We start from the raw sequence: 20348 nt of genomic DNA, 5'->3' as shown, positions 1-20348 counted from the left end.
CCGAGTTTGATGTAAAGCCGAACGGCACGTTGCCGATCCTCGTATGAATACATGAGCTACCACCTCAGGTAGTCCAAGAAATTGTCCGCACCTCCACAATTTATCTATTCAGTTGACGCGAACAATCAATAGAACAGAGAATCTCGCCGTACTAATCACCCTGTAGACGGGAGCACCCAGATGTCCAAACTTGCGGAATTCCGCGAAGCCGAGCGCAAACTCCAGGAACAACTCGCCCTGCTCGAGAAACTCAAGAGCGATGGCGGCCTGAAAAAGGAACTGGAGTTCAAGGATCAACTGCAAGCCTTGATGGACCAGTACGGCATGAACCTGCGCAATGTCATCAACATTCTCGACCCGCAGACTTCCACCGAGCCGGCCGCCGCACAGCAGCCGCGCCGCACCCGCCAACTGAAGGTCTACAAGAACCCGCACAACGGCGAGACCATCGAAACCAAGGGCGGCAACCACAAGACCCTGAAAGCCTGGAAGCAACAATACGGTGGTGACACCGTGGAATCCTGGCTGCAGTGAGCCGATCTTCCGCGGAGCGCTCCCGCTCCGCGGAATTTCCCCCTTCGCTCGGCAGCTTCTGACAGACGGCTGTATAAAAACTAGCCATCGTTAGAAGAAATCCTTATACTGGCCGACAGCGAACACCAAACCCAAGGTCGCCCCTCCCAGCACTCCCTACCTGATCCAGGGCAGAAGCTGGGCTCTACAGGGCCACGGCCAGCGCCTCCTCCGCATCGATTCCAGAGCACGCCAACCGCGCCAGGAACATTTGCCCGAGCGACCAGCGCCCCACGTCAGATCCTCTGCTTTCACCCAACATCGCAGCCTGACGCGAACAGACCCTCAAGTTTCCAATCGCTGCCATATTCCGGTCACACGTATTCTGCATTCTCAGATTGCACCCGGAGCTTTTGACGATTTCGACGGTCATAGGACCGTTACCTATTTGGAAAGACAAGACAATGAAAACCTCCCTGCAAATCCAGGAGGCGATTCGCACCCTTTCGGCGGCCTTCGCCCCTCTGAACTGCGTCATCCAGGCCAAGCGCAAGCATGGCTTCAGCTTCACCCTGGTGAACGAGCATGGCATCGCCAAGCACACCGAGCGCCTCTACCCCCAGCAATACCAGGGCGAGGCACCGCTGAGCGCGGTGATCCAGCGAGTGCAGGCCACCATCGCTGCCTGAGCCTGGAAACGAAAAAAGCCCCGCATGAGCGGGGCTTTTGCTTTTCTGCCTTCTATATATAGGCAGCACTCAGTTCAGGCTGATGCCCGCCTTCACCGATTCGATCTCCGCCATCAACGCCGCATAGCGCTGCGCCGGCGCCGCATAGGTCAGCGAATAGGCCACCCCATCACCCAGCGCGACCTGCACGGTCTGCTTGAGCACCTCGGTGCCGTTCTGACTGATGCCGCAATGCACCTCGAGCCCGCTCAGCCCACCCAGCTTCGTATCCAGCGGCTTGCTGCAAGCTGCCTGGAAGCCCTGGCGCATGAAGTCCTTCTGCAACGCCTTGCGCATCTCGACGATGACATTCTCGACACTGACGGTGATTCCCGAGCCAAGCCGACTGCGGGTGACCTCCATGACCAGGTCCTGGGAGCCGTCCTCGGCCATGCGCACGCCGCGCTGGCGAACCACCGGCGCATCGGACACCGCATCCGCCGGCGAGCGCGACACTTCCCAGCCCTGCGGCCAGATCACCTGCATTTCCGCCAACGCCGGCAACGGCGCCATCAGGACACCGAGCAACAACCAGGCTCGCAGACCGCCCATCACCACCTCCGAACACATTCCAAGGGAACACCATAGCAGGCGTGCCGGCCATTTCGCAGGCGGCGACCTCTCGGCACAGCGCCGAGCAGAAGACCTCCGCAGGCGCCATACTGACAGGTAGTAAGAAATCGCAGGCTCAGTGAGGTCGCATGAAGAAGCTCACCCTGTTGTTCCTGCTCACCACCCTCGCCGCCGGCGCACAGGCCTCGGAGTTCTGCACCGGCATCGGCCTGTTCGCCCGCGCGGGAGCCATGTACCGGGACGAAGGGCGAACCGAGCAGCAGGCAGTGGCAGCCGTTCACGAAAGGAACGCTACGCTGGATGCGGACACGCAGGTTATCGTCAGGTACTTCGTGCGCTTCGGCTACCAGGGAGAGCAGACACCCGACGAGGCATTCGCCGCCGCCGAGCAGAAGTGCCGGCAGTATGAAACCGAGAGCGAACACCGGAATGCAATGAACTAGAACGCCAGCAGCGCGCCACGTCAGCGCGCAAACGCCACCCCAGAAAACGCCCAAAACAAAAAGGGCGACCCTTGCGGATCGCCCTTTCTGAAATCGCCGAAGCGATTATGTTTGGTAGGCACAATTGGACTCGAACCAACGACCCCCACCATGTCAAGGTGGTGCTCTAACCAACTGAGCTATGTGCCTGTCGTGTGGGGCGCATTCTACGCGATCGTTTTAGAGCGTCAAGCACTTTTTTCAGCTAAGCCACTGAAAAAGTGAATTTTTTTATGTTCGACCGTCCGTAAATTATTTTGCACGGGCACTAGCCGCCCCGATTCGACTCAGGTAGCATCCGCACATCTCGTAAAAAATAACAAACACAGGTGCATTATGCCGCACACCTCCTACCCCTCTTCCTATTACGCAGCTTCGGCCAACCCGGTTCCGGCCCGTCCTGAACTGCAGGGCGAGGTGGAAACCGATGTCTGCGTGATCGGCGCAGGCTACACCGGCCTGTCGACCGCCCTGTTCCTGCTGGAAAACGGCTTCAAGGTCACCGTGCTGGAAGCCGCCAAGGTCGGTTTCGGCGCGTCGGGCCGCAACGGCGGTCAGATCGTCAACAGCTATAGCCGCGACATCGACGTCATCGAACGCACGGTCGGCGCCAAGCAAGCCAAGCTGCTGGGCGACATGGCCTTCGAAGGCGGCCGCATCATTCGCGAGCGCATCGCCAAGTACAACATCCAGTGCGACCTGAAGGACGGCGGCGTGTTCGCAGCCCTCAGCACCAAGCAGATGGGTCACCTGGAGTCGCAGAAAAAGCTGTGGGAGCGCTTCGGCCACACCCAGCTGGAACTGATGGACGCCAAGCGCATCCGTGAAGTCGTCGGCACCGACAGCTATGTCGGCGGCATGCTCGACATGAGCGGCGGCCACATCCACCCGCTGAACCTCGCCCTGGGCGAAGCCGCAGCCGTGGAGTCCCTGGGCGGCGTGATCCACGAGCAGTCCCCGGCGGTGAAGATCGACCGCGGCGCCAACCCGGTGGTGCACACCCCGCAGGGCCGCGTGAAGGCCAAGTTCATCGTGGTGGCCGGTAACGCCTACCTCGGCGGCCTGGTGCCGGAGCTGGCTTCCAAGTCCATGCCGTGCGGTACCCAGGTGATCACCACCGAGCCGCTGAGCGCCGACCTGGCCAAGTCCCTGCTGCCGACCGACTACTGCGTCGAGGACTGCAACTACCTGCTCGACTACTACCGCCTGACCGGCGACAACCGCCTGATCTTCGGTGGTGGCGTGGTCTACGGTGCGCGCGACCCGTCGAACATCGAGGCGATCATCCGTCCGAAGATGCTCAAGGTGTTCCCGCAGCTGAAGGACGTGAAGATCGATTTCGCCTGGACCGGCAACTTCCTGCTGACCCTCTCGCGTCTGCCGCAAGTTGGCCGCATCGGCGACAACATCTACTACTCCCAGGGCTGCTCCGGCCACGGCGTGACCTACACCCACCTGGCCGGCAAGCTGCTGGCCGAAGTGCTGCGTGGCCAGGCCGAGCGCTTCGACGCCTTCGCCACCCTGCCGCACTACCCCTTCCCGGGCGGCCGCATGTTCCAGGTGCCGTTCTCCGCGATCGGCGCCTGGTACTACACCATGCGCGACAAGCTGGGCATCTGATCCCCGCTGTCTACCGCACGCAGAAAAACGGCGCCTCAGGGCGCCGTTTTCTTTTGCGGGACTTTTTCCGGCGGCGATGAGGTATCGCTGCGCACCTGGGCATGGCTCATCAGGGCGAAGATCAGGCTGCCGCCGACGATATTGCCCACCAGCGTCGGCAGGGCGAAGTCGAGGATGAACGCGGCCAGCCCGACCTCGCCGGCGAACATCAGGTAACCGACCTCGCAGGTGCCCACCACGATGTGACTGAAACTGCCCAGCGCCATCAGGTAGGTGACCAGGAAGATGATCCACACCTTGGCGTTTTCCGCCGCCGGCACAAGCCAGACCATGGTAGCGATCATCCAGCCGGAGACGATGCCCTTGGAGAACATCTGCCAGTGGTCGTTCTTCATCACCTCGCGGCCGATGTCGAGGAAGGCCTGGTCCACCTGGGTATCGAAGATCGGCAGGTGCAGCATGCCGTAGGCGAACAGCAGCGCGCCGACGATATTGCCCGCCAGCACCACCGACCATAGGCGCAGCAATTGGCCGAATTTTTCCAGCGTTGGCTCACTCATCACCGGCAGCACCGCCGTCAGGGTGTTCTCGGTGAACAGTTGCTGGCGCGCCAGGATGATCGCCAGAAAGCCCACCGGGTAGCCGAGGCTGGTGGTGATCACCGCCATGTCGTGCTCCGGCAGCCGCGCACGGAACAGCCCCATGGCCATCAGCGACAGACCGATGGTCAGCCCGGCGGCCAGTGCCGACCACCAGAGCGCGGCCAGGGTGCGCTCCAGTTCGTGATTGCCCTGCAGGCGGATGACTTCATGCAGCACCAACGCGCGCGGCGGCTGGCTTTTCTCGACCTTGCGGCGCTCCTCGGCGGAGAGTTCGTCCGCCGTGTCACTAGCGGCTTTTGAGCTGCGGGAAGGATTGCGCGGAGCGGACTTCTTCGCGCTCGACGCGCTCGGCTTGGCACGCACACCACCGCGTGCGGGAGGTTTTTCCGTGGCCATGCAAGGCACCTCGCTGGGACAGTGCAGATTTAGGCTGCGACCCTCCCGCTTCGGTTCCGCAAAGTTGTGGCGTCAGGCGAGCGGTTCGAAGCGCAGGCGACGCCAGTCGGTATCGAGATGGCCGAAGTAGACGCAGGCGTGCTCGCGTGGAAAGAGAATGTGTTCGGCCGCGATACCCGGCCCTTCGAGCCGCAGCAGACGCCCCCAGGGATGGTGGCTGATACGCCCGCGCACATCCTCGACCGTGCCGCCGCGCCACCAGTGGATGGCGGCTTCGGCATCCTCGACGCCTGCGGGCTGTTCGATGCGCACCGGCTCGTCGCGCCAGCCGATTACCCGCTGCGGATCGAAGCCACCCTGCTGCGCCAGCGGCAGAGGCGCGATCCAGCAAATACCGTCGCGCTCTTCCAGCGATACGGCAAGTTCGCACCACTGCGGCTGCTCCAGCGCCCAGAGCAGGTCGCCATCGATGGCCAGCGAGGGTTCGGGCTGAGCCTGGATGCGGAAACCGGGACAGACCAGGACGCCGTCGCGCAGCGCGATGCGGATCTCGCTCATGCCCGCTCCACGCCAAGCAAGGGCCCGACCTTGCGTTCCAGCAGGAGCACCAGTTCGGGCTGCAGATAGGCGTAGTCGTCGGGGATGTCCAGGCACACCAGGCGCTTGCCGCGCATGGCGGCGGGGAAGCGGCGCAGCAGCGCCTGCCGGTGCCGGCGCTCCATGACGAAGACCAGGTCGGCCCATTCCAGTTGTTCGGCGCTCAGCGGCACTTCGGCGTCCGGCGCCAGCCCGGCGGAGTCGCTCTCGACCTCCGGCCAGCTGGCGAAGACGGTTTCGGCGGTGGGGCTGCGCAAGCGATTGCGGCTGCAGATGAACAAAGCGCGGCGCACTTCATCCTCCCTACGGCTGGCGCGCGAACGGCAGCGGCGATTCTAGGGAAGAAGGCGGCTCAGGGCGACTTCTGTTTGGCTTTCTGGCGTTCGAGGAAGTCGACTTTCCACTGCTCGACGCCCAGGTGCTCGGAATCCAGGCTGGCCTCGACGCCGTACCTGGCCTTGAGTGCGGCCACCTCACCGGCGTGATCGACGAGGAAGCGGTCGAAGCGCTCGACCAGCTCGCCGTGCCTGAGCGTGGACAGGTGGAAAGCGCTGCGGGTGTGCGGCAGTGACGGATCGAACACCAGCGCGCCCGGCTTGGCGCGGATGTTGTCGAGGTAAAAGGTGGCGACCACCACGTTGAAGTAGACGCCGTCGGCCTGCTTCTTCAGGGCGCTATGCATCATCTGCTTGAGGTCGGCGCTGGGGGCGACGCCGATCTGCCCGGCCTGCACCTGCTGCTCGTAGCCGCGCGGCGTCCAGCCTTCCACCAGCGCCAGCGTCTTCAGCGCACCGACGCCCTGCCCCAGCCGCTCCGGCGCTACCAGCACACCGTCGACGTACTGGGTAACCGGCTGGCTGTAGCGCAGGGTTTTTCCCGCCTTCTGTTCCGGCGCCCAGTTGGGGTTGTCGGGGTACTTGAGATCGACCTGGCCGGACAGCAGCGCCGGCAGCAGTGCATCCACCGGCAGCGGGCGGTACTCCAGGGCGATGCCGCTGCTGCCGGCGAACAGGTCCAGCAGTTCGCGGGCGAAACCCTGGTAGTTGCCCTGTGCGTCGGTGCTGTAGTGCGGGGCGAAGGCGAGGTTCTCGACGCCGACCACGTAGGTCTGCGCCATGGCGCTTGTTGAAAGGGTGCTGGCGAGCGCCCAGCAGAAGGCCTTGAGCTTCAAACGACTCTCCTTGTGACGTTGTTGTTGTTCTGTCGGACGGGTCAGGCAACCCGCCGTGGCGGACTCAGCCGCCGGTCATGCTCATGAAGCGCAGCACCTGCACCTGCTGGTCGGCTTCGAAATGATGGCGCTCGGGCTTGAGCTGCAGCGCCTGCATCAGCGCCTCGCGCAGGCGCGCGCTGTCGCCGGGGTGTTCGCGCAGCAACTGGCGCAGGTCCAGCGCGCCCTCGTGGCCGAGGCAGAGCACCAGCTTGCCTTCGGCGGTCACCCGCACGCGATTGCAGTCGCCGCAGAAGTTGTGGCTGTGCGGAGAAATGAAGCCGATGCGGCTGGCGTAGCCGTCGATGCGGTAGTAGCGCGACGGCCCGCCGCTACGCTCGGGCGTCGGCAGCAATTGCCAGCGTTCGGCGAGCTGCGCGCGGACTTCGTCGCTGCTGCACAGGGTCTGCTTGCGCTCGTGGCTGCTGACGCTGCCCAGCGGCATCTCCTCGATGAAGCTGATATCGATGCCCTTCTCCAGCGCGAAGGCCACCAGGTCGCAGACTTCGTCGTCGTTGCGGCCTTTCTGCACCACGGCATTGAGCTTGATGCGCGCGAAGCCGGCTTCGCGGGCGGCGTCGATTCCGTCGAGCACCTGCTCCAGCTTGTCGGAGCGGATGAAGGCGGCGAAGCGCTCGCGGCGCAGCGAGTCCAGGCTGATGTTCAGGCGGCGTACGCCGGCAGCGCGCAGCTCGGCCGCACGCTCGCGCAATTGCGAGCCATTGGTGGTGATGGAGAGATCGTCCAGTTCCGCGCGCGCGCCCAGCTTCGCCAGCAGACTGGTCAGGCCCTTGCGTACCAGCGGCTCGCCGCCGGTGATGCGGATGCGCTTCACGCCCAGGCCGATGAAGGCATCGGCGACGGCTTCGAGTTCTTCCAGGCTCAATACCTGGTCGCGCGGCAGGAACTGCATGTCTTCGCTCATGCAGTAGGTGCAGCGGAAGTCGCAGCGGTCGGTGACCGACAGGCGCAGGTAGGTGATGCGTCGACCGAAGGGGTCGACCAGCTGGGAATCAGGCATGGGCAGTGGGCAGTTCCGGATGGCAGGTGCCGAACGAAAGTGCGCTAGAAATACCGCAGAAGTTCGTCGCTGTACACAGAAAACCGACCCGTGAGTCAGGAAAATGCGTACAGGCGCCTCAGTTGAGGGCCTCCGAAGCCCGGTGCTACCATGCCCGGCCCCGTTGGGCGACCACGCAATACAAGAAAGAAGACCAGCCAATGACCAGCATTCGCGAGCGTAACCGGCGCCTGATCCTGCGCGCCGCCAGCGAGGAATTCGCCGAGAAGGGGTTCGCGGCGACCAAGACCAGCGACATCGCCGCGCGCGCCGGGCTGCCCAAGCCCAACGTCTACTACTACTTCCAGTCCAAGGAAAACCTCTACCGCTGCGTGCTGGAAAGCGTGGTCGAGCCGCTGCTGCAGGCTTCCGCGCCGTTTCGCGAGGACGATGAGCCGAGCGAGGCGCTGCGCGCCTATATCCGCTCCAAGGTGAGGATTTCCCAGGAGCTGCCGCACGCGTCCAAGGTATTCGCCAGCGAACTGATGCATGGCGCGCCGCACCTGCCCAAGGAATACCTGGACGAGCTGAATGCCCAGGCGCAACGCAACATCGCCTGCCTGCAGAGCTGGATCGACCGCGGCCTGCTGGCGCCGGTGGACCCGCATCACCTGCTGTTCACTATCTGGGCGGCGACCCAGACCTACGCCGATTTCGACTGGCAGATTTCCATGGTCACCGGCAAGACCAGCCTCAGCGATGCGGATTTCGAGGCGGCCACCGAGACCATCACCCGCCTGGTGCTGCGTGGCACTGCGCCGGATAACGGCAGTGGCGAGAACAAGCCGCAGGGGCGACTGCGGCCGTTGTCGATCTGAGCGTAAAGCTGCGCCCGCAGGAGCAACTCACGTCTCCGGAATGTCCGGAGCTGAGCTCCCCCTCACCCCAGCCCTGGCTGCGCGCCCCGCTCCTGAGGGAGAGGGGGCAGAACGTGCCGGCTGATGTTGTGGGTTCTCCCTGCGCCGAACGGGCCCTCTCCCCTTGGGAGAGGGTTAGGGTGAGGGTGAGGGCCGGCAAGAGCGCAGAAATATCCTGTAGAAGCGGGGCAAGTGCACGGTGAAGTGCGCGCTACACCCTCCCCGATCAGCCCGCGTCCGCCACCAGCCCCAGCGCCTGCACGCCACGGATCGCGCATTGCTCGTCGATGTCCGAGGCGTCGCCGCTGATACCGATGGCGCCTATCACTTCATTGGCCGAATTGCGGATCAGCACACCGCCCGGTGCGGGCACCACGTTGCCTTGCGCCAGGGTGTTCACCGCAGCGATGAACGACGGCCGCTGCTGAGCGTCCGCCGCGAGCACTCGCGACGACTTGCCCAGCGCTACCGCGCCCCATGCCTTGCCGATGGCGATCTGCGGACGAAGCATGCTCGCCCCATCCTCGCGCTGCAGGCTCAGCAGGTGCCCGCCGGCATCCAGCACAGCGATGGTCAGTGGCGCGGTGGACAGCTCGCGGCTGGCGACCAGGGCGTGGCGAGTGATGTCCAGGGCGGTTTCCAGACTCAGGATGCTCATGAGGTTTTCCTCTTCAAGTTGATAGGTGGACAAGTCGGGGCCACGGCATGCGCACGGATAAAAGCTGCGCACACGCGTATCAGAAATCTGTACGCAATCTAGTAGCCGAAGGTCTCACTCAAAGCAACTTAAAAGGACAATTCACATCTATTTTTGTATACATTTTTTCAAACGATAGTTTGACCCTGCGCTCAGGTTTTCGCGCAAAGCAGCGTAATAGAAGGCTTTCATGGAAAAATGACCGCTCAGTCCCTCGTATACAACCCGTCTTGACCTTCGTCGAATTGCCTGCCTAGAATCGCCTCAACTTTTGTACACAATCAGTATAAGAACCGAGGAACAAAATATGGCCAGAATGAGAGCAATCGAGGCTGCCGTACTCGTCATGCGTCGCGAAGGCGTCGATACCGCCTTCGGCGTACCGGGCGCCGCCATCAACCCCATGTATGCGGCCATGAAGAAACTCGGTGGCATCGATCACGTCCTGGCCCGCCACGTGGAAGGCGCCTCGCACATGGCCGAGGGCTACACCCGCACCAACGCCGGCAACATCGGCGTGTGCATCGGCACTTCCGGCCCCGCCGGCACCGACATGGTCACCGGCCTGTACTCGGCTTCCGCCGACTCCATCCCGATCCTCTGCATCACCGGCCAGGCTCCCCGTGCGCGTATGCACAAGGAAGACTTCCAGGCCGTGGACATCACCAGCATCGTCAAGCCGGTCACCAAGTGGGCGACCACCGTGCTGGAGCCGGGCCAGGTGCCCTACGCCTTCCAGAAGGCCTTCTTCGAAATGCGCAGCGGCCGTCCCGGCCCGGTGCTGATCGACCTGCCGTTCGACGTGCAGATGGCCGAGATCGAATTCGACATCGACGCCTACGAGCCGCTGGCGGTGAACAAGCCCAAGGCCACCCGCGCCCAGGCCGAGAAAGCCCTGGCCCTGCTCAATGACGCCGAGCGCCCGCTGCTCTGCGCCGGCGGCGGCATCATCAACGCCGACGCTTCCGACAAGCTGGTGGAGTTCGCCGAGCTGACCGGCGTGCCGGTGGTGCCGACCCTGATGGGCTGGGGCACCATCCCCGACGATCACCCGCTGATGGCCGGCATGTGCGGTCTGCAGACCTCGCACCGCTACGGCAACGCCACCGTGCTGGAGTCGGACCTGGTGTTCGGCATCGGCAACCGCTGGGCCAACCGTCACACCGGTTCGGTCGACGTCTACACCGCGGGCCGCAAGTTCGTCCACGTGGACATCGAACCGACCCAGATCGGCCGCGTGTTCACCCCGGACCTGGGCATCGTGTCCGACGCCGGTTCCGCCCTGGACGTGTTCCTCGAAGTCGCCCGCGAGTGGAAAGCCGCCGGCAAGCTGAAGGACCGCAGCGCCTGGGTCGAGTCCTGCCGCGAGCGCAAGCGCACCCTGCAGCGCAAGACCCACTTCGACAACGTGCCGGTCAAGCCGCAGCGCGTCTACGAAGAGATGAACGAGTTCTTCGGCAAGGACACCTGCTACGTCAGCACCATCGGCCTGTCGCAGATCGCCGGCGCGCAGTTCCTCCACGTCTACAAGCCGCGCCACTGGATCAACTGCGGCCAGGCCGGCCCGCTGGGCTGGACCATTCCGGCAGCGCTGGGCGTGGTCAAGGCCGATCCGAGCCGTCAGGTCGTCGCGCTGTCGGGCGACTATGACTTCCAGTTCATGATCGAAGAGCTGGCCGCCGGTGCGCAGTTCAACCTGCCGTACATCCACGTGCTGGTGAACAACTCCTACCTGGGCCTGATCCGCCAGGCGCAGCGCGGCTTCGACATCGACTACTGCGTGCAGCTGGCGTTCGAGAACGTCAACGCGCCGGAACTCAACGGCTATGGCGTCGACCACGTGGCCGTGGTCGAGGGCCTGGGCTGCAAGGCGATCCGCGTGACCGACCCGAACCAGATCGGCGCGGCCTTCGCCCAGGCTCGCGAGCTGATGCAGCAGCACCGTGTACCGGTGGTGGTCGAGGTCATCCTGGAGCGCGTCACCAACATCTCCATGGGTACCGAGATCAACGCGGTCAACGAGTTCGAAGAGCTGGCGCTCAAGGGCATCGACGCCCCCACCGCCATCTCGCTGCTGGACTGACAGAACCGCACGACTCCTCCCTGCGGGGAGGAGCTGGGGGTGGACATTTCCTGGCGGGGAGTCCCCCACCCCCTGCTCTCTTTCACGAAGAAGCCGAGCGCCACGCACCACCCGTTCAACAGGAGTGACCCCATGCCCCGTTTCTGCGCCAACCTGTCCATGCTGTTCACCGAGGTGGACTTCCTCGACCGTTTCGAAGCCGCCGCGCGCGCCGGTTTCAGCGGTGTCGAGTACCTGTTTCCGTATGACGTCGAGGCCGAGGTGATCAAGGCCCGCCTGGACGCCAACCAGCTCGAACAAGTGCTGTTCAACCTGCCTGCCGGCGACTGGGCCAAGGGCGAGCGCGGCATCGCCTGCCACCCGGATCGCGTCGAGGAATTCCGCGCCGGCGTCGACAAGGCCATCGCCTACGCCAAGGTCCTGGGCAACACCCAGGTCAACTGCCTGGCCGGCATCCGTCCGCAGGGCCATGACTGCGCGACCATCGAGAACACCTTCCTGAACAACCTGGAGTACGCGGCGGGCAAGCTCGAAGCCGCGGGCATCAAGCTGGTCATGGAAATGATCAACACGATCGACATTCCCGGCTTCTACCTGCAGACCACCCAGCAGGCCCAGGACATCCGCGAGAAGGTCGGCAGCGCCAATCTGTTCCTGCAGTACGACATCTACCACATGCAGATCATGGAAGGTGACCTGGCGCGGACCATCGAGAAGAACCTCGCCGCGATCAACCACGTGCAGCTGGCCGACAACCCCGGCCGCCACGAGCCGGGCACCGGCGAGATCAACTACCGCTTCCTGTTCGACCACCTGGACCGCATCGGCTACCGCGGCTGGGTCGGCTGCGAATACAAGCCCAGGACCACCACCGAAGCCGGCCTCGGCTGGCTGAAGAGCCACAACGTGGTGTGACCGACTCACTTCGTAGGATGGCGTGGAGCGAAGCGATACCCATCGATCCCGGCACCGCTGGGTGATGGGTATCGCAAGCTCGCGAAACGCCGCCCGGCCCATCCTACGGACTGCTCAACGACTCCCTGGGTACGCAGGGAGCCGAAAGCCCAACAAGAACAACCAGGAGAATTCCTCATGGCCAAAATCGGATTCATCGGCACCGGCATCATGGGCCTGCCCATGGCGCAGAACCTGCAGAAAGCCGGTCACCAGATCTTCGTTTCCACCCACCACGATGCCGCTCCGGCAGCCCTGGTCGAAGCCGGCGCCATCGGCCTGGCCAACCCCAAGGAAGTCGCCCAGGAAGCCGAGTTCATCATCGTGATGGTCCCGGATACCCCGCAGGTGGAAGACGTGCTGTTCCGCAAGGACGGCATCGCCGAAGGCGTGGGCCCGAACAAGGTGGTGATCGACATGAGCTCGATCTCCCCTACCGCCACCAAGACCTTCGCCGAGAAGATCAAGGCCACCGGCGCGCAGTACCTGGACGCCCCGGTTTCCGGCGGTGAAGTCGGCGCCAAGGCCGCGTCCCTGAGCATCATGGTCGGCGGCTGCCCGAACACCTTCGAACGCGCCCTGCCGCTGTTCCAGGCCATGGGCAAGAACATCACCCGCGTCGGCGGCAATGGCGACGGCCAGACCGCCAAGGTGGCCAACCAGATCATCGTCGCCCTGAACATCCAGGCCGTCGCCGAAGCCCTGCTGTTCGCCGCGAAGAACGGCGCCGACCCGGCCAAGGTGCGTGAAGCGCTGATGGGCGGCTTCGCCTCCTCGCGCATCCTCGAAGTGCACGGCGACCGCATGGTCAAGGGCACCTTCGATCCGGGCTTCCGCATCAGCCTGCACCAGAAGGACCTCAACCTGGCCCTGGCCGGCGCTCGCGAACTGGGCCTGAACCTGCCCAACACCGCCAACGCCCAGCAGGTGTTCAGCACCTGCGCGGCCATCGGCGGCAGCAACTGGGACCACTCCGGCCTGATCAAGGGCCTGGAGCACATGGCCAACTTCTCCATCCGCAAGGACTGAAGAAGCGCCGCGTTGATCGGCGCATGAAGCGCTCCGATTCATCCGCCCTGCGGGGAATACCGACGTAGGGCGGATAACGCCCCAGGCGTTATCCGCCGAAGCGCCTTCGTAGGATGGCGTGGAGCGAAGCGATACCCATCGCTCCCTTGCAAACCTGGGTGATGGGTATCGCAAGCTCCACCCATCCTACGAAGAGCAAAACGTAGGGCGAACAACGCCAAAGGTGTTATCCGCCACCGAGCAAAGTGGCGGGCGAAGTTATGGGAGTGGCCTCGCCCGCCACGCTGCAAAGCGACTCGAACACCCGGCCGGAGGGAATACGGCCTCGCCGGCCGGGATGTTCGATTCCATCGCTGAGCCTTCTGAAGACAGAGAGTCTTCTGAAGACAGAGAGCTTTCTCGAGACAGAAGCCTGAGCCATGGAACACCACAACCAGAATCACCGGAGCCTGACATGAGCCTCGACCCACGCGCCTTCCTGCGCGAGCTGTTCGACACCGCCATCGCCGCCGCGCATCCGGCCCAGGTACTGGCGCAGCACCTGCCCGCCGATACGGGCGGCCGCACCATTGTCATCGGCGCCGGCAAGGCCGCCGGGGCCATGGCCGAAGTCGCCGAGCAACACTGGAACGGCCAGGTCGAAGGCCTCGTCGTGGCGCCCTACGGCTACGGCGCGCAGTGCCGCAGCATCGAAGTGGTGGAAGCCTCGCACCCGGTGCCGGACGATGCCGGCGAGCGCGTTGCACGCCGCGTGCTGGAACTGATCAGCGGCCTTTCCGAGAACGACCGGGTGATCTTCCTGCTCTCCGGCGGCGGCTCCGCCCTGCTCGCCCTGCCCGCCGAAGGCATCAGCCTCGACGACAAGCGCAGCGTGAACAAGGCCCTGCTGAAATCCGGCGCCGCCATCAGCGAAATGAACTGCGTGCGCAAGCACCTCTCCGCCATCAAGGGCGGCCGCCTGGCCCGCGCCTGCTGGCCGGCCAGCGTGTACACCTACGCGATTTCCGACGTGCCCGGCGACGAGGCTACAGTGATCGCGTCCGGCCCAACCGTGGGCGACCCGACCACCTCCGCCGACGCCCTCGCGATCCTCAAGCGCTATGCCATCGACATCCCGGCGAACGTGCGCGCCTGGCTGGAAGACCCGCGTTCGGAGACCGTCAAACCCGGTGACGAGTGCCTGTCGCGCAGCCACTTCAAGCTGATCGCCACACCCCAGCACGCCATCGACGCGGTGGCTGCCAAGGCAGAAGCCGCGGGTATTCCGACGCTGATCCTGGGCGACCTGGAAGGCGAGTCCCGCGAGGTGGCCAAGGTCCACGCCGGCATCGCCCGGCAGATCCGCAAGCACGGCCAGCCGCTGAAGGCGCCGTGCCTGATCCTCTCCGGTGGCGAGACCACCGTGACCGTGCGCGGCAATGGCCGTGGCGGACGCAACGCCGAGTTTCTCCTCAGCCTCACCGCCGACCTGAAAGGTGAACCGAACATCTGGGCCCTGGCGGGGGACACCGACGGCATCGACGGCATGGAAAGCAACGCCGGTGCCCTGATGAGTCCGTGCAGCTACAGTCGCGCCCTCAAGGCCGGCCTGAACCCGCTGCTCGAGCTCGACAACAACAACGGCTACGGCTTCTTCGCTGAACTGGGCGACCTGGTGATCACCAAGCCGACCCGCACCAACGTCAACGACTTCCGCGCCATCCTGGTCCTCGAGAACGACAAATGACCCCTGACAAGAAAGTAAAAATTCTCGCCACCCTGGGCCCGGCGATCAAAAGCCGCGACGACATCCGCGCCCTGGTGGAAGCCGGCGCCAACCTGTTCCGCCTGAACTTCAGCCACGGCGAATACGACGACCACGCCCAGCGCTTCGCCTGGGTGCGCGAAGTGGAAAGCGAGCTGAACTACCCTATCGGCATCCTCATGGACCTGCAGGGTCCGAAGCTGCGCGTGGGCCGTTTCGCCGACGGCGCGGTGCAACTGCAGAAGGGCCAGACCTTCACCCTCGACCTGAACGACGCACCAGGCGACACCCAGCGTGTCACCCTGCCCCACCCGGAAATCATCCAGGCGCTGGAGCCGGGCATGAGCCTGCTGCTGGACGACGGCAAGATTCGCCTGCTGGTGCTCAACGCCCACAGCGACGCCATCGAAACCCGCGTGATGAACAGCGGCGAGCTGTCCGACCGCAAGGGCGTCAACGTCCCCGAGGCCGTGCTCAAGCTCAGCCCGCTGACCGCCAAGGATCGCCGTGACCTGAGCTTCGGCCTGGAGCTGGGCGTGGACTGGGTGGCGCTGTCCTTCGTGCAGCGCCCCGAGGACATCGAGGAAGCCCGCGCGCTGATCGGCGACAAGGCCTTCCTCATGGCGAAGATCGAGAAGCCTTCGGCGGTGCAGTCCATCGAAGCCATCGCCAAGCTGTCCGACGCGATCATGGTCGCCCGTGGCGACCTCGGCGTGGAGATGCCGGCCGAGAGCGTGCCGGGTATCCAGAAGCGCATCATCCAGGTCTGCCGCCAGCTCGGCCGCCCGGTGGTGGTGGCGACGCAGATGCTCGAATCCATGCGCTTCTCCCCGGCGCCGACCCGCGCCGAGGTGACCGACGTGGCCAACGCCGTCAGCGAAGGCGCCGACTGCGTGATGCTCAGCGCCGAGAGCGCCTCGGGCCAGTACCCGCGTGAAGCGGTGGAGATGATGGCGAAGATCATCCGCCAGGTCGAAGCCGAGCCGGACTACCAGGCGACGCTGGAGATCAACCGCCCGGAACCGGACGCCACCGTCTCCGACGCCATCAGCTGCGCGATCCGCCGGATCAGCCGCATCCTGCCGGTGGCGGTGCTGGTGAACTACACCGAGTCCGGCGCCTCGACCCTGCGCGCCTCCCGCGAACGGCCCAAGGCACCGATCCTCAGCCTGACGCCGCAGCTGAAATCCGCCCGCCGCCTGACCGTGGCCTGGGGCGTCCACTCGGTGGTCAACGCGCAGCTCGCCCATGTCGACGAGATCTGCTCCACCGCCCTGGACATCGCCCTGGCCCAGCGCATGGCGCGCCGTGGGGACACCGTGGTGATCACCGCCGGCGTGCCGTTTGGCCAGCCGGGCAGCACCAACATGCTGCGCATCGAGACGGTGGCGCCGGCGTTGGAAGTTTGATGCAGGCCTGAGAGCCCCTCTCCCCAACCCTCTCCCGCAAGCGGGAGAGGGAGCTTGAACGGCAGCAGGCGAACTGCAGAGTTACCGACCACTCCGAACTGTCCCCTCTCCCTTCAGGGAGAGGGTTAGGGAGAGGGAAGCAAGAGACACGAAGAAACACCGAGTTCAGGAGCCACGCCCACGCGCGTGCCTCCGCACCGAGTCACTCCCGGACGGACGGGGCCGGGAATACGGGGCCGCGTCCCCGTCCGTCCGGGTTTGACCTTGTGATTGATCAGTAGCGAATGCTTGTCGGTCCATGGCCCCCACGCAGCGACTCCCAAGCTGGCCATGGAACTTTGAGGTTGCTGGCGGTGATCCCGCCGGCAACCTCTTTTCTTTTTCCAGACCCGTGGCGCCGCTCCGTGTGGCAGCGTCACAGAATGCTCACGCAGCGCCCGCCGATGGAGCCTTGAAGCTCCACACCCAACGAGGCGCTGCGGAGTCACTTTCAACTGCCCAGAAAACCCATGCACCTGAACCAGCTCATCCCCAACCGGCTGATCGGCTTCGGCCAGATCTACCTGCAGGCCGACGCCCGCTTCGGCCTGATCCTGCTGCTGACCATCGCCTGGTCTGCCCCGCAGCTGTTGCCCGGCGCGCTGCTGGGCGCCCTGCTCGGCCCGCTCACCGCGCGCTTCGTGCGCGAGCCGCAGGCGGACGTCGACGCCGGCCTGCACGACTACAACCCGATCCTCATCGGCCTGCTGCTGCCCTTCCAGTTCCAGTGGTCGCTGGGGCTGGTGATGCTGACCGTGGCCGCCATCCTCACCAGTGTGGCGGTCCAGGCCGTACTGCTGCGCCAGTCGCGCCGACGCTTCGGCCTGCCGGCCTATACCTCGGCTTTCGTGCTGCTGGGCTGGGTGTCGGTGGCGCTGGGCAAGGCACTGGGCTTTGTGCCGGCTAGCGGGCTGGCCTGCCTGTCCTGCGGCGTGGCCAATCCGCTGCTGGACTCCACCGCGCTGGGCTTCGGCGAAGTGATCTTCCTCGGCGAACCACTGGCCGGCCTGACCATCGCCCTCGGCCTGCTGCTGGCGGATCGTCGCGCCGCCTTCTGGGCTTTTGTCGGAGCCGCGGGCGCACTCGCCCTGGCGCCGCTGCTGGACCTGCCGCCAACCTCCGCTCAGGCCGGGTTGCTCGGGCTGAATGGCGCCCTGGCCGGCATCGCCCTGTCGCTGCGCTACCGCAGCCCGCTGGCACCACTGTGCGGCATCGCCCTGGCAGTCGTGCTGCAGCCCTGCTTCGCCCTCGTCGGCCTGCCGGCGTTCACCGCGCCCTTCATCCTCGCCTGCTGGCTGGTGATCCTCGGCCAGCGTGCTCTGGAGGCACTACTGCACACTACGCGCAGGGAAAGTCCGCGCAGGGAAAACAGCGGCCCCCGTGTATAGTCGAGGGCCCTCCTGCGGCGACGGAACGCACCGATGAACTTCGTGAAATACCAGGCCCTGGGCAACGACTACCTGGTCTACGCCGGCGACGCGCCGTTCGCCCTGACGGCAGCGCAGATCAGTCGCGTCTGCGACCGCCACCACGGCATCGGCTCCGACGGCATCCTGCTGGCCAACCACAGCGACGCCGCCTTCGGCCTGCGCATCCTCAACCCCGACGGCTCCGAAGCGGAGAAGAGCGGCAACGGCCTGCGCATCTTCTCGCGCTACCTGTGGGACTGCGGGCTGGTGGCCGGACAGCCGTTCGACATCGTTACCGCCGGCGGCACGGTCACCAGCCAGGTGTTCGACGAGGGGCGCAGCGTGGAGGTGTCCATGGGCCGCGCCGAGTTCGCCTGCGCGAGGATTCCCGTGCAGATCGAAGCGCCCGAAGCGCTGGACTATCCCCTGGATGTCGACGGCGTGGAGTTGAAGATCAACGCCGTGTCCATGGGCAACCCGCACTGCGTGGTGTTCGTCGATCAGACCAGCCGCGAGCTGGCCTGCCGCCTCGGCCCGCTGCTGGAGAACCACCCGCTGTTCCCGCGGCGGACCAACGTGCAGTTCGTCCAGTGGCTGTCCCGCGATGCGCTGCGGGTGGAAATCTGGGAGCGCGGCGCCGGCTACACGCTGTCCTCGGGCACCAGCAGCTGCGCGGCGGCTTCGGTGGCGCGGCGGCTCGGTCGGTGTGACGAGCACATCGACCTGCACCTGGCCGGCGGCCTGCTGAAAATCCGCGTCGAAGATGACTTCCAGGTGACCATGCGCGGCGCCGTGCAGCGGGTCGCCGGCATCGACCTGGACCCGGAAGCCTTCGCCGACCTCGGCTGACCCCCGCCCTATTCCCGAAGCGACCGGCATGGATCAATGCCGGTCCGCACACGGCCGTCCAGACTGCGACCTGACACCTGCTGAAGCAGAACCTGCCCGATCAATCGACGGGTAACCGCGCATTTGCCGGAGGCAGACGGCATAATCCGCGCCCTTTCGCCTCCGGCCCGCCGGAGCGATCCCATTCCCACGCAGCGAAAGATGTCATGACGCTTCCAACTCCCACTCTCCTGCAGCGGCTCAAGGGCACCAGCCTGGTCCTGCGCATCTTCATCGGCATGCTCTGCGGCATCGCCCTCGCCGTGCTCTGGCCGCAGGGCGCGGTGGCGGTCGGCCTGCTCGGCAAGCTGTTCATCTCCGCGCTGAAAGCCGTGGCGCCGGTGCTCGTGCTGGTGCTGGTGATGGCCTCCATCGCCAACCACAAGCAGGGCCAGCGCACCCACATCCGGCCGATCCTCCTGCTGTACCTGATCGGCACCTTCGCCGCGGCGATGATCGGCGTGATGGCCAGCTTCGCCTTCCCCTCGACCCTGGTGCTGAGCGCGCCGACCAGCGAACTGGCGCCGCCCGGCGGCATCGGCGAGGTCATGCGCTCGCTGCTGTTCAGCGTCACCACCAACCCGGTGAAGGCGCTGCTGGAGGCGGACTTCATCGCCATCCTGGCCTGGGCCATCGGCCTGGGGATTGCCCTGCGCCACGCCCGCCAGACTACCCGCGATCTGCTGGATGACGTGGCCAACGGAGTGACGCTGATCGTCCGCGTGGTCATCGCCTTCGCCCCGCTGGGCATCTTCGGCCTGGTGGCCGGCACCATCGCCGAGTCCGGCTTCAAGGCACTGGTCGGCTACCTGCACCTGCTGGCCGTGCTGCTGGGCTGCATGCTGTTCGTGGCGCTGGTGATCAACCCGCTGATCGTCTTCGCCAAGATCCGCCGCAACCCCTATCCGCTGGTGCTGCTGTGCCTGCGCGAAAGCGGCATCACCGCCTTCTTCACCCGCAGCTCGGCGGCCAACATCCCGGTCAACCTGCAGCTGTGCGAACGCTTAGGGCTTCACGAGGACACCTACTCGGTGTCGATCCCGCTGGGCGCCACCATCAACATGGCGGGAGCGGCGATCACCATCAGCGTGCTGACCCTGGCGGCGGTACATACCCTCGGCATCGCCGTGGACCTGCCCACCGCCATCCTGCTCAGCGTGGTCGCCTCGATCTGCGCCTGCGGCGCTTCCGGCGTGGCCGGCGGCTCGCTGCTGCTGATCCCGCTGGCCTGCGGCCTGTTCGGCATCTCCAGCGAAGTGGCGATGCAGGTGGTGGCGGTCGGCTTCATCATCGGCATCCTCCAGGATTCGGCCGAGACCGCGCTGAACTCCTCCACCGACGTGCTGTTCACCGCCGCGGCGTGCATCGCCGAGGGCGACGTGGACCAGCCGCCGGCAGGCGAACGCGCCTGACCCTGCGTGCCGGGGCGGCTGCGGTCGCCCCGGCGCATCTCGGCTA

General features: G+C 65.2%; 20 protein-coding genes and 1 tRNA gene. 13 read left to right on the top strand and 8 right to left on the bottom strand.

What is annotated here, in order from left to right; genetic code table 11:
- Nucleotides 1-180: 180 nt before the first annotated feature.
- Nucleotides 181-534, top strand: coding sequence for a histone-like nucleoid-structuring protein, MvaT/MvaU family (locus HNP46_RS30890; protein ID WP_184596735.1), 354 nt, complete (start codon nucleotides 181-183; stop codon nucleotides 532-534).
- A 443-nt stretch (nucleotides 535-977) separates the two neighbouring features.
- Nucleotides 978-1202, top strand: a complete 225-nt coding sequence (locus tag HNP46_RS30885; RefSeq protein ID WP_045217792.1) for a hypothetical protein — start codon at nucleotides 978-980, stop codon at nucleotides 1200-1202.
- 69 nt (nucleotides 1203-1271) lie between these two features.
- Here HNP46_RS30885 and HNP46_RS30880 read toward each other — a convergent pair whose 3' ends face one another.
- Nucleotides 1272-1793 (bottom strand): DUF4946 domain-containing protein, encoded by a 522-nt coding sequence (locus HNP46_RS30880; RefSeq protein WP_184596733.1) that lies wholly within the window; start codon nucleotides 1791-1793, stop codon nucleotides 1272-1274.
- Nucleotides 1794-1942: 149 nt separating this feature from the next.
- On the opposite strand from HNP46_RS30880, the gene HNP46_RS30875 reads away from it, so the two are divergent.
- Nucleotides 1943-2257 (top strand): hypothetical protein, encoded by a 315-nt coding sequence (locus HNP46_RS30875; RefSeq protein ID WP_184596731.1) that lies wholly within the window; start codon nucleotides 1943-1945, stop codon nucleotides 2255-2257.
- A gap of 112 nt (nucleotides 2258-2369) precedes the next feature.
- Here HNP46_RS30875 and HNP46_RS30870 read toward each other — a convergent pair.
- Nucleotides 2370-2446: transfer RNA gene (locus HNP46_RS30870), tRNA-Val, on the bottom strand.
- Between the two features lie 186 nt (nucleotides 2447-2632).
- Here HNP46_RS30870 and HNP46_RS30865 point away from each other — a divergent pair.
- The gene (locus HNP46_RS30865) at nucleotides 2633-3916 is read left to right on the top strand and encodes an NAD(P)/FAD-dependent oxidoreductase (protein WP_184596729.1); all 1284 of its coding nucleotides are present in this window, start codon (nucleotides 2633-2635) and stop codon (nucleotides 3914-3916) included.
- Between the two features lie 35 nt (nucleotides 3917-3951).
- Here HNP46_RS30865 and HNP46_RS30860 read toward each other — a convergent pair whose 3' ends face one another.
- The 5 genes from HNP46_RS30860 to moaA form a co-directional block, all read right to left on the bottom strand.
- On the bottom strand, nucleotides 3952-4914 hold the full coding sequence (locus HNP46_RS30860; protein WP_184596727.1) for a formate/nitrite transporter family protein: 963 nt from the start codon (nucleotides 4912-4914) through the stop codon (nucleotides 3952-3954).
- A 72-nt stretch (nucleotides 4915-4986) separates the two neighbouring features.
- Nucleotides 4987-5472: a hypothetical protein gene (locus HNP46_RS30855; RefSeq protein WP_184596725.1), complete on the bottom strand. Its 486-nt coding sequence runs from the start codon at nucleotides 5470-5472 to the stop codon at nucleotides 4987-4989.
- Nucleotides 5469-5804, bottom strand: coding sequence for a low molecular weight protein tyrosine phosphatase family protein (locus tag HNP46_RS30850; protein WP_184596723.1), 336 nt, complete (start codon nucleotides 5802-5804; stop codon nucleotides 5469-5471). The genes HNP46_RS30855 and HNP46_RS30850 overlap by 4 nt, the downstream gene beginning before the upstream one ends.
- A 59-nt stretch (nucleotides 5805-5863) precedes the next feature.
- Nucleotides 5864-6682 (bottom strand): substrate-binding periplasmic protein, encoded by an 819-nt coding sequence (locus HNP46_RS30845; RefSeq protein ID WP_260403315.1) that lies wholly within the window; start codon nucleotides 6680-6682, stop codon nucleotides 5864-5866.
- 64 nt (nucleotides 6683-6746) lie between these two features.
- Complete coding sequence (gene moaA, locus HNP46_RS30840) at nucleotides 6747-7742, bottom strand: GTP 3',8-cyclase MoaA (RefSeq protein WP_184596721.1); 996 nt, start codon at nucleotides 7740-7742, stop codon at nucleotides 6747-6749.
- A gap of 200 nt (nucleotides 7743-7942) precedes the next feature.
- On the opposite strand from moaA, the gene HNP46_RS30835 reads away from it, so the two are divergent.
- Nucleotides 7943-8599, top strand: coding sequence for a TetR/AcrR family transcriptional regulator (locus HNP46_RS30835; RefSeq protein ID WP_184596719.1), 657 nt, complete (start codon nucleotides 7943-7945; stop codon nucleotides 8597-8599).
- Between the two features lie 265 nt (nucleotides 8600-8864).
- On the opposite strand, the gene HNP46_RS30830 is transcribed toward HNP46_RS30835, so the two are convergent.
- The gene (locus HNP46_RS30830; protein WP_184596718.1) at nucleotides 8865-9296 is read right to left on the bottom strand and encodes a GlcG/HbpS family heme-binding protein; all 432 of its coding nucleotides are present in this window, start codon (nucleotides 9294-9296) and stop codon (nucleotides 8865-8867) included.
- Nucleotides 9297-9642: 346 nt separating this feature from the next.
- Between HNP46_RS30830 and gcl the strand changes: the two genes are divergently transcribed.
- From gcl to sstT, 8 genes are all read left to right on the top strand, one after another.
- Nucleotides 9643-11418: a glyoxylate carboligase gene (gene gcl, locus HNP46_RS30825; RefSeq protein ID WP_184596716.1), complete on the top strand. Its 1776-nt coding sequence runs from the start codon at nucleotides 9643-9645 to the stop codon at nucleotides 11416-11418.
- Between the two features lie 132 nt (nucleotides 11419-11550).
- The gene (gene hyi / locus HNP46_RS30820) at nucleotides 11551-12333 is read left to right on the top strand and encodes a hydroxypyruvate isomerase (protein ID WP_184596714.1); all 783 of its coding nucleotides are present in this window, start codon (nucleotides 11551-11553) and stop codon (nucleotides 12331-12333) included.
- A 45-nt stretch (nucleotides 12334-12378) separates the two neighbouring features.
- The gene (locus tag HNP46_RS30815) at nucleotides 12379-13401 is read left to right on the top strand and encodes a 2-hydroxy-3-oxopropionate reductase (RefSeq protein ID WP_409372477.1); all 1023 of its coding nucleotides are present in this window, start codon (nucleotides 12379-12381) and stop codon (nucleotides 13399-13401) included.
- A 454-nt stretch (nucleotides 13402-13855) separates the two neighbouring features.
- Nucleotides 13856-15127, top strand: coding sequence for a glycerate kinase type-2 family protein (locus HNP46_RS30810; RefSeq protein WP_184596712.1), 1272 nt, complete (start codon nucleotides 13856-13858; stop codon nucleotides 15125-15127).
- Nucleotides 15124-16554, top strand: coding sequence for a pyruvate kinase (gene pyk / locus HNP46_RS30805; RefSeq protein ID WP_184596710.1), 1431 nt, complete (start codon nucleotides 15124-15126; stop codon nucleotides 16552-16554). The genes HNP46_RS30810 and pyk overlap by 4 nt, the downstream gene beginning before the upstream one ends.
- 509 nt (nucleotides 16555-17063) lie before the next feature.
- On the top strand, nucleotides 17064-17981 hold the full coding sequence (locus tag HNP46_RS30800; protein WP_184596708.1) for an urea transporter: 918 nt from the start codon (nucleotides 17064-17066) through the stop codon (nucleotides 17979-17981).
- Between the two features lie 33 nt (nucleotides 17982-18014).
- Complete coding sequence (dapF, locus tag HNP46_RS30795) at nucleotides 18015-18851, top strand: diaminopimelate epimerase (protein ID WP_184596706.1); 837 nt, start codon at nucleotides 18015-18017, stop codon at nucleotides 18849-18851.
- 206 nt (nucleotides 18852-19057) lie between these two features.
- On the top strand, nucleotides 19058-20302 hold the full coding sequence (gene sstT / locus HNP46_RS30790; protein WP_184596704.1) for a serine/threonine transporter SstT: 1245 nt from the start codon (nucleotides 19058-19060) through the stop codon (nucleotides 20300-20302).
- Nucleotides 20303-20348: the final 46 nt, after the last annotated feature.

Source organism: Pseudomonas nitroreducens (genome assembly GCF_014204515.1).
Taxonomy (GTDB): Bacteria; Pseudomonadota; Gammaproteobacteria; order Pseudomonadales; family Pseudomonadaceae; genus Pseudomonas; species Pseudomonas nitritireducens_A.
The sequence above is the reverse complement of the archived record's forward strand: the minus strand, read 5'-3'. Positions and strand labels throughout refer to the sequence as shown.

What these genes read in the sequence shown, in the direction of transcription:
- HNP46_RS30880 (WP_184596733.1), bottom strand. Translation starts at nt 1,793, where the DNA reads ATGGGCGGTCTGCGAGCCTGGTTGTTGCTCGGTGTCCTGATGGCGCCG.
- moaA (WP_184596721.1), bottom strand. Translation starts at nt 7,742, where the DNA reads ATGCCTGATTCCCAGCTGGTCGACCCCTTCGGTCGACGCATCACCTAC.
- HNP46_RS30835 (WP_184596719.1), top strand. Translation starts at nt 7,943, where the DNA reads ATGACCAGCATTCGCGAGCGTAACCGGCGCCTGATCCTGCGCGCCGCC.
- HNP46_RS30830 (WP_184596718.1), bottom strand. Translation starts at nt 9,296, where the DNA reads ATGAGCATCCTGAGTCTGGAAACCGCCCTGGACATCACTCGCCACGCC.
- HNP46_RS30890 (WP_184596735.1), top strand. Translation starts at nt 181, where the DNA reads ATGTCCAAACTTGCGGAATTCCGCGAAGCCGAGCGCAAACTCCAGGAA.
- sstT (WP_184596704.1), top strand. Translation starts at nt 19,058, where the DNA reads ATGACGCTTCCAACTCCCACTCTCCTGCAGCGGCTCAAGGGCACCAGC.
- gcl (WP_184596716.1), top strand. Translation starts at nt 9,643, where the DNA reads ATGGCCAGAATGAGAGCAATCGAGGCTGCCGTACTCGTCATGCGTCGC.
- HNP46_RS30800 (WP_184596708.1), top strand. Translation starts at nt 17,064, where the DNA reads ATGCACCTGAACCAGCTCATCCCCAACCGGCTGATCGGCTTCGGCCAG.
- HNP46_RS30875 (WP_184596731.1), top strand. Translation starts at nt 1,943, where the DNA reads ATGAAGAAGCTCACCCTGTTGTTCCTGCTCACCACCCTCGCCGCCGGC.
- pyk (WP_184596710.1), top strand. Translation starts at nt 15,124, where the DNA reads ATGACCCCTGACAAGAAAGTAAAAATTCTCGCCACCCTGGGCCCGGCG.
- HNP46_RS30885 (WP_045217792.1), top strand. Translation starts at nt 978, where the DNA reads ATGAAAACCTCCCTGCAAATCCAGGAGGCGATTCGCACCCTTTCGGCG.
- HNP46_RS30810 (WP_184596712.1), top strand. Translation starts at nt 13,856, where the DNA reads ATGAGCCTCGACCCACGCGCCTTCCTGCGCGAGCTGTTCGACACCGCC.
- HNP46_RS30865 (WP_184596729.1), top strand. Translation starts at nt 2,633, where the DNA reads ATGCCGCACACCTCCTACCCCTCTTCCTATTACGCAGCTTCGGCCAAC.
- HNP46_RS30860 (WP_184596727.1), bottom strand. Translation starts at nt 4,914, where the DNA reads ATGGCCACGGAAAAACCTCCCGCACGCGGTGGTGTGCGTGCCAAGCCG.
- HNP46_RS30855 (WP_184596725.1), bottom strand. Translation starts at nt 5,472, where the DNA reads ATGAGCGAGATCCGCATCGCGCTGCGCGACGGCGTCCTGGTCTGTCCC.
- dapF (WP_184596706.1), top strand. Translation starts at nt 18,015, where the DNA reads ATGAACTTCGTGAAATACCAGGCCCTGGGCAACGACTACCTGGTCTAC.
- hyi (WP_184596714.1), top strand. Translation starts at nt 11,551, where the DNA reads ATGCCCCGTTTCTGCGCCAACCTGTCCATGCTGTTCACCGAGGTGGAC.